Below are 6,201 nucleotides of genomic sequence, written 5' to 3'. Positions count from 1 at the left end.
CATTATACGATGCACGCAACACGTAACTCTGTTTGAGCTATTTAACCTTTAGAATATGGTGGAGGGAGACGGATTCGAACCATCGAAGGCAGTGCCGGCAGATTTACAGTCTGCTCCCTTTGGCCACTCGGGAACCCCTCCAAATTTTGAGCTTTCTCTCGCTTACCTTAAAGAAAGGGAGAAAGTGGTGCCGACTACCGGAATCGAACTGGTGACCTACTGATTACAAGTCAGTTGCTCTACCTACTGAGCTAAGTCGGCACAAGTGGGGCGCATTTTATTGAATGATTTTCCACCTTGCAATAGTAAATTGAAAAAAAGTGAAAAATTCTCCTATCAAATTCCTATATACGGCTATTTAGCTCAAGGTTTCTGCCTTTAACCCACATCTAGTACAGGAAGATATTTTATTTATCTATCGCTTGATGTATTTTCCATGCACTTGTTTTGTTATCCACTATAGAGTTTATATGAGCCCATTTATGTCATTTGACCGCGAACGTTGGTCTGAGCTAAGGAATTTAGTTCCGATGACACTTTCTGAGAGCGACTTAAAAGAGCTTCAAGGCATCAATGAAAAGCTCACAATGGAGGAAGCCGTTGAGATCTACCTGCCGCTCTCTCGCCTATTAAATCTCTATGTGGCAGCCAGACAGAATAGAAACTCAGTACTCCATCAATTCCTGGATAAAAACGAGAAAGCACCACCTTTTATCATCGGTATTGCTGGAAGTGTCGCTGTGGGCAAAAGTACAACTGCACGACTGCTTAAAGCCCTACTTTCTCGCTGGGAGAACCACCCAAAAGTTGAGCTAGTCACAACCGATGGCTTCTTATACCCAAATGAGGTGTTAGAAGAAAAAGGATTGATGAGTAAAAAGGGCTTTCCGGAGTCTTACGATATTAAGCGTTTAGTGAACTTTGTTTCGGATGTAAAAGCATGCAAGAGAAATGTCACGGCTCCCGTGTACTCACATCTTACGTACAACATTACTGATGACGTTAAGTGTGTCGACCTACCAGATGTGCTTATTATTGAAGGACTTAATGTCTTGCAAACAGGCATGAACGATCCACACGAGCCACATCGCGTGTTTATTTCAGACTTCCTTGATTTCTCTCTCTATGTTGACGCTGATAGCCAACAAATCAAAGAGTGGTACGTCAATCGCTTTATGAAATTCCGCGATGGTGCGTTTACCAAACCTGGCTCTTACTTTAGTCATTACACAAAATTATCGAACCAAGCGGCACTGGATAAAGCGGAAGGTATCTGGAGTTCAATTAATGGCTTGAACCTAGAACAAAATATCCTTCCTACACGAGAAAGGGCTCACTTGATTCTACGTAAAGGCGCAGATCATATGGTTGAAGAAGTATTACTAAGAAAATAGTAACACCTTAATCGCCTTTTCTTAGCGATATCTCTCCGCCGATATAGCTCTCGATACCATTCTCAGTTTTGAGTAATACAGCACCTTGTTCATCGATGCCTTGAACAACACCTTCAATTTCTCTAGGTCCAATGATCAACCTAACATTGCGACCTAAGAAATTATCAAAGCGATTCCAACGCTCTACAAAATTCGACATCCCTTTCAACTCATAATCAACAAGAGACTTGTCCCAAGCATTGATCAGAGCCTGCGCTAACTGATTGCGATCGGGCACCTTCCCGTCACACACTTCTTTAAGAGAAGTCCACGGTTGACCAATACCTGATGTTGTTGGATCCATGGATAAGTTTAGCCCTAAACCAATCACAATATGAGCAGCGCCACCAGACTGTCCTGACAGCTCTACCAAGATACCAGCAAGCTTCTTGTCATTGTGGTAAAGGTCGTTCGGCCATTTGAGCTTTATACCTTCTACGCCCATCTCTTCCAAAGCTTCAACAACAGCTACACCAACCACAAGGCTCAAGCCCATCGCAGCAGCCATCCCTGCGTCGAGTCTCCAATACATTGAAAGATAGAGGTTTGCACCGAATGGCGATACCCACTCTCGTCCACGACGTCCACGTCCCGCAGCTTGATATTCAGCAATACAGACAGAACCCGATTCTAGGGTGTTAGTACGCTCTAATAGGTGTTGGTTTGTAGAACCTATGATTGGAATCAGTTCAAGAGAAGCATCTCGACTAACAACAGACAATTTGTCTTCGTTAAGCATATCTAAACGGCTAGCTAACTTATAGCCCTTGCCTTGTACTCGGTAGATATCTAAACCCCACCCTTGAATACCTTTAATGTGCTTACTGATAGCCGCTCGTGATACACCAATCATTTCACCTAGATCTTCACCTGAATGAAACTCACCGTCAGCAATACACTTCAATAGTGCAAGCTTGGTACTGTGTTCTCTCATGCCAATGACTCCAAAGCCTTGTCTAGATTTGTCTCGCAGTCTCGTCCCATAAAACGCACTTCATGTTCTAATCGAATATCGAATTTATTCAAGACAGACTGACGCACTCGCTCTGCAAGCTTAAGGATATCCACAGCAGAAGCCTTATCATAATTGATGATAACTAATGCTTGGTTTGGGTGAACTTGAGCACCTCCTTCTGTCACACCTTTGAACTGGCATTGATCAATCAGCCAGCCTGCAGCGACTTTGATCATGTCATTGCTCTCATAGCCGACAATGTTTGGGTATAGAGCGAACAAGCGATCAAAATGATCTTTGGTGATCACAGGGTTTTTGAAGAAGCTGCCCGCATTGCCTTGGACTCTAGGGTCTGGCAACTTACTTGAACGGATAGCGCATACTTCATCAAATATAGTACGAGGAGAGAGCGTATCGGCTGCTAGGCTTTTTAACGGGCCATAGTGATTGCATGGCTCCCACTCTTTCGGCAACGTTAAACCAATCGCAACAACAATCGCTTTATCGTAGAGAGCGTGCTTGAAAATAGAATCTCGGTAACCAAAGAGACACTCTTCTTTGCTCAATCGCTTAACTGTATAAGTATCCAGACACAGGATATCGACATACTCGCATACGTCTTGTAGCTCAACACCATACGCACCAATATTTTGAATCGGAGCCGAACCTGAACAGCCAGGTATCATTGCTAGGTTTTCTAGACCACCGAGCCCTTTATCCACACTCCATTCAACTAAGTGTGGCCAATCTTCCCCCCCACTAACATGCAGTAGGTGATGACTGTCCGTCTCGGTCAACTCAATCCCGGATAATTTATTCACTATGACCAGACCAGCGAAGTGCTCAGTAAAAAGCATATTACTGCCTTTACCCAGTATTAACTTAGGTAAAGCTGACCATTTAGGGTCTCTGTAAACGGAAATTAATTCTTCGATAGTGGTGACTTCAACCAACGTATCACACGTCTGATCTATGGAAAAAGTATGAACATTTTTTAAACTAGCATTGAGATGGAATTGCATGGCGATATTCAATTAACTTACACTGCAGTCATTCTACAGCAGATAAACCAATGGCGCAGTGACTGAATGAACAATGTCATCATTACCCAATTAGACCCAGTAAAGGTTCCCTTAGTTAAACGTTTCTATAAAGAACATTACCCAACGGGAAAAGCCAATAAAAGTGAACTGATCTATTCGTTATTACTGGATAACGAGCTGTGCGGTGTCGTGCGCTTTCGTACAATAGAAAATAATCGCTTACTTACTGGAATGGCGATATCAAAACAACATCGCGGTAAGCAATTAGGTTCCAAACTTATGGATTATTGTGCGCAACATGCACTTACGGAAGACGATTACTGCTTTGCGTACGCTCATCTCACCAATTTTTACGCGCGGCACCTATTCATACAAATAGACCCTAAAGATCTGCCAAATGGTTTAAGAGTTTTATACGAGCGCTACTCGAATAGCGGAAAAGATCTCATTCCTATGCATTATCAGCAAAATTGTTAGAGAATGCCTCGATTATCTAGTATTTGATGCTATCCCTTTGGTAAAATTAAAGGTTCGCAATTTTGCATATTTTTAAGGTAAAACAGTCAATATGATTGCCAGTAGGAATCCATTCATACAGTTGCCAACCATAGCGCAGAATCCTGACAAGTTTGAAGTACTACTATCAGCGCAAGAGTTTCGAACTCGTCTACTTGATGAGATATCTCGCGCAACGACTCGTATTAGTTTAGTCGCTTTGTATCTTGAAGATGATGAGGCTGGCCGTGAAATCCTAACTGCCTTATATGAAGCAAAACAAAAGAATCCAGAATTAGACGTGAGCGTTTGTGTCGATTGGCACCGAGCGCAGCGCGGATTGATTGGCGCAGAGTCTTCTGAAGGCAATGCTGCAATGTATAAAGAGTTTGCAGAAAAATATCAGCACTCTGTACCCGTCTATGGCATTCCAGTTCGCGGCAAAGAAGTCTTTGGCGTATTGCATTTAAAAGGCTTTATCGTCGATGACAGCGTGATATACAGCGGTGCAAGCCTTAACAATATCTACCTGAATTACCATGACCGCTATCGCTTTGATCGTTACCATGTTTTAAACAACGCAGCGCTTGCTGATTCAATGTTTACCTACGTACACGAACAGATGGTTGCGGACAGCGCTGTTTATGACCTGGCTGATAAGAACAAGCCTTCGACCAAAGAACTGAAACCAGCGATTCGTCAGTTTCGTGCATCATTAGCAAGGTCTCAGTATCAATTCGATGCTCAAGAGGTTTCAGCAGACCAAGTTGCTGTAACACCATTAGTTGGTATCGGTAAAAGACGTAACCGTCTGAATCAGGGAATCAATCAACTCGTAGCTCAAGCTAAAGATGAAATCTTTATCTGCACACCTTACTTCAACTTCCCACCTAGCCTAGCTAAAGAAGTGAAGAAAGCGCTTAAGCGTGGCGTAAAGGTCAGCATTGTTGTTGGAGATAAGACAGCGAATGATTTCTTTATCTCGCCAGAAGAAGAGTTTAAAACGATTGGTGGTCTGCCATACCTTTACGAATTGAACTTACGTCGTTTCGCTAAAGCGAATGAGGCTCATATTGCTAGCCGTAATCTATCAATTCGACTTTGGCAACACGATTCTAATAGCTTCCACCTAAAGGGTATTTGGGTAGATAAGCGCTACATGCTACTAACAGGTAATAACCTAAACCCTCGCGCATGGAAGTTGGATCTAGAGAACGGCATCTTTATCCAAGATAACTACCATCACCTAACAGACAAGTTTCAGGCTGAAGTGGATAATATCCTTCAACACACTCAGCTTATCTGTACTTATAAGCAGTTAGATAAGGTAGAGAGCTACCCGTTGGAAGTTCAGAAGTTGATTCGTAAGATCACTCGTGTGAAAGCCGATAGAGTACTTAAGCAAATACTGTAGTCGATGGATTAGAAATACTATTTATCAACGCCTAGCAAACACTAGGCGTTTTTGTATCTACGATATAAATGACTAAATCGTGAAAATCGTTGATAAGTACTACCACCCGAATTCTATCTATTATCTCCTCGAACACATGGCCTTATCTTGGAGAACTTCTCGATCCAAACACCGAAAAAATCACAGAAAATCCAAGATGATTTTAAAAAATCAAAATAGAAACGATCCCGACAATATTGGGCTGTAGAGTGTTGATGCCTGGTTTCAAGAGGAAGCTAGGTTTGGTCAACAGAACACAACTACACGTCTTTGGGGACTCGTGGAACCAGGCCTCGTGTGGTAAAAAACAGCAATTTGAATACGGCTATTTGTTTGGTTCGGTATGCCCCAAAACAAGAATTGGTGAAGCCATAGTAGCTCCTTGGGGCACAAGGGCATAAAGACAAACCAATTAGAGCAGATATCTAAGGCCAGTGAAAAAGGACATCATGCAGTCTTTATTATGGATGGATCTGGCTGGCATACCGATGATATTGCGAGAGAGTTTAATAATTTCGGCACTATTAAGCTTCCTCCCTACTCGTCAGAGCTCAACCCTATAGAGTAAGTTTGGAGTTGGTTGCAACAACATTATCTAGCGAATCAAAGTTTCACTGATTATAACGACATTGTTTCCAAGGTTTGTCGCGCTTGGAATGGATTTCTTGAGTGCAAAGATCGTGTCACAAAAATGAGTAGAAGGGATTGGATAAACCTGATCAGTTAATTTTCCGGATTGGTATAACAGTAAAACACTTTTCTCCAAATGTAAAAAAGCCCCGCTATTTCTAGCAGGGCTTTTCTAATAAGTGGCGGAGTGGA

General features: G+C 42.4%; 6 protein-coding genes and 2 tRNA genes. 4 read left to right on the top strand and 4 right to left on the bottom strand.

Annotated elements, in window-relative coordinates; all coding sequences use genetic code 11:
- Nucleotides 1-56: 56 nt before the first annotated feature.
- Nucleotides 57-141, bottom strand: a tRNA-Tyr gene (locus tag AB4496_RS23205).
- A 44-nt stretch (nucleotides 142-185) separates the two neighbouring features.
- Nucleotides 186-261 (bottom strand) — tRNA-Thr (locus tag AB4496_RS23200).
- A 209-nt stretch (nucleotides 262-470) separates the two neighbouring features.
- Here AB4496_RS23200 and coaA point away from each other — a divergent pair.
- The gene (gene coaA / locus AB4496_RS23195; RefSeq protein WP_009844725.1) at nucleotides 471-1,394 is read left to right on the top strand and encodes a type I pantothenate kinase; all 924 of its coding nucleotides are present in this window, start codon (nucleotides 471-473) and stop codon (nucleotides 1,392-1,394) included.
- Nucleotides 1,395-1,401: 7 nt separating this feature from the next.
- On the opposite strand, the gene birA is transcribed toward coaA, so the two are convergent.
- Together birA and murB are read right to left on the bottom strand one after the other, a co-directional pair.
- Nucleotides 1,402-2,367, bottom strand: coding sequence for a bifunctional biotin--[acetyl-CoA-carboxylase] ligase/biotin operon repressor BirA (gene birA / locus AB4496_RS23190; protein WP_009844724.1), 966 nt, complete (start codon nucleotides 2,365-2,367; stop codon nucleotides 1,402-1,404).
- Nucleotides 2,364-3,410 carry a UDP-N-acetylmuramate dehydrogenase gene (gene murB / locus AB4496_RS23185; protein ID WP_009844723.1) on the bottom strand — a complete coding sequence of 349 codons (1,047 nt, stop codon included), beginning with the start codon at nucleotides 3,408-3,410 and terminating at the stop codon, nucleotides 2,364-2,366. The genes birA and murB overlap by 4 nt, the downstream gene beginning before the upstream one ends.
- A 66-nt stretch (nucleotides 3,411-3,476) precedes the next feature.
- Between murB and AB4496_RS23180 the strand changes: the two genes are divergently transcribed.
- The 3 genes from AB4496_RS23180 (at nucleotide 3,477) to AB4496_RS23170 (ending at nucleotide 5,947) form a co-directional block, all read left to right on the top strand.
- Complete coding sequence (locus tag AB4496_RS23180; RefSeq protein ID WP_009844722.1) at nucleotides 3,477-3,908, top strand: GNAT family N-acetyltransferase; 432 nt, start codon at nucleotides 3,477-3,479, stop codon at nucleotides 3,906-3,908.
- A gap of 91 nt (nucleotides 3,909-3,999) precedes the next feature.
- Nucleotides 4,000-5,340 (top strand): CDP-diacylglycerol--serine O-phosphatidyltransferase, encoded by a 1,341-nt coding sequence (pssA, locus tag AB4496_RS23175; RefSeq protein WP_009844721.1) that lies wholly within the window; start codon nucleotides 4,000-4,002, stop codon nucleotides 5,338-5,340.
- Nucleotides 5,341-5,761: 421 nt separating this feature from the next.
- Entirely contained in the window at nucleotides 5,762-5,947 is a 186-nt protein-coding gene (locus AB4496_RS23170) for a transposase (protein WP_102258363.1), read from the top strand.
- The last annotated feature ends 254 nt before the right edge of the window (nucleotides 5,948-6,201 follow it).

This window comes from Vibrio sp. 10N.222.46.A1 (assembly GCF_041473595.1).
GTDB classification, from domain to species: domain Bacteria; phylum Pseudomonadota; class Gammaproteobacteria; order Enterobacterales; family Vibrionaceae; genus Vibrio; species Vibrio tasmaniensis_A.
The sequence above is the reverse complement of the archived record's forward strand: the minus strand, read 5'-3'. Positions and strand labels throughout refer to the sequence as shown.

Excerpts from the sequence above, each read along its gene's own strand:
- coaA (WP_009844725.1), top strand. The coding sequence starts at position 471 with ATGAGCCCATTTATGTCATTTGACCGCGAACGTTGGTCTGAGCTAAGG.
- birA (WP_009844724.1), bottom strand. The coding sequence starts at position 2,367 with ATGAGAGAACACAGTACCAAGCTTGCACTATTGAAGTGTATTGCTGAC.
- murB (WP_009844723.1), bottom strand. The coding sequence starts at position 3,410 with ATGCAATTCCATCTCAATGCTAGTTTAAAAAATGTTCATACTTTTTCC.
- AB4496_RS23180 (WP_009844722.1), top strand. The coding sequence starts at position 3,477 with ATGAACAATGTCATCATTACCCAATTAGACCCAGTAAAGGTTCCCTTA.
- pssA (WP_009844721.1), top strand. The coding sequence starts at position 4,000 with ATGATTGCCAGTAGGAATCCATTCATACAGTTGCCAACCATAGCGCAG.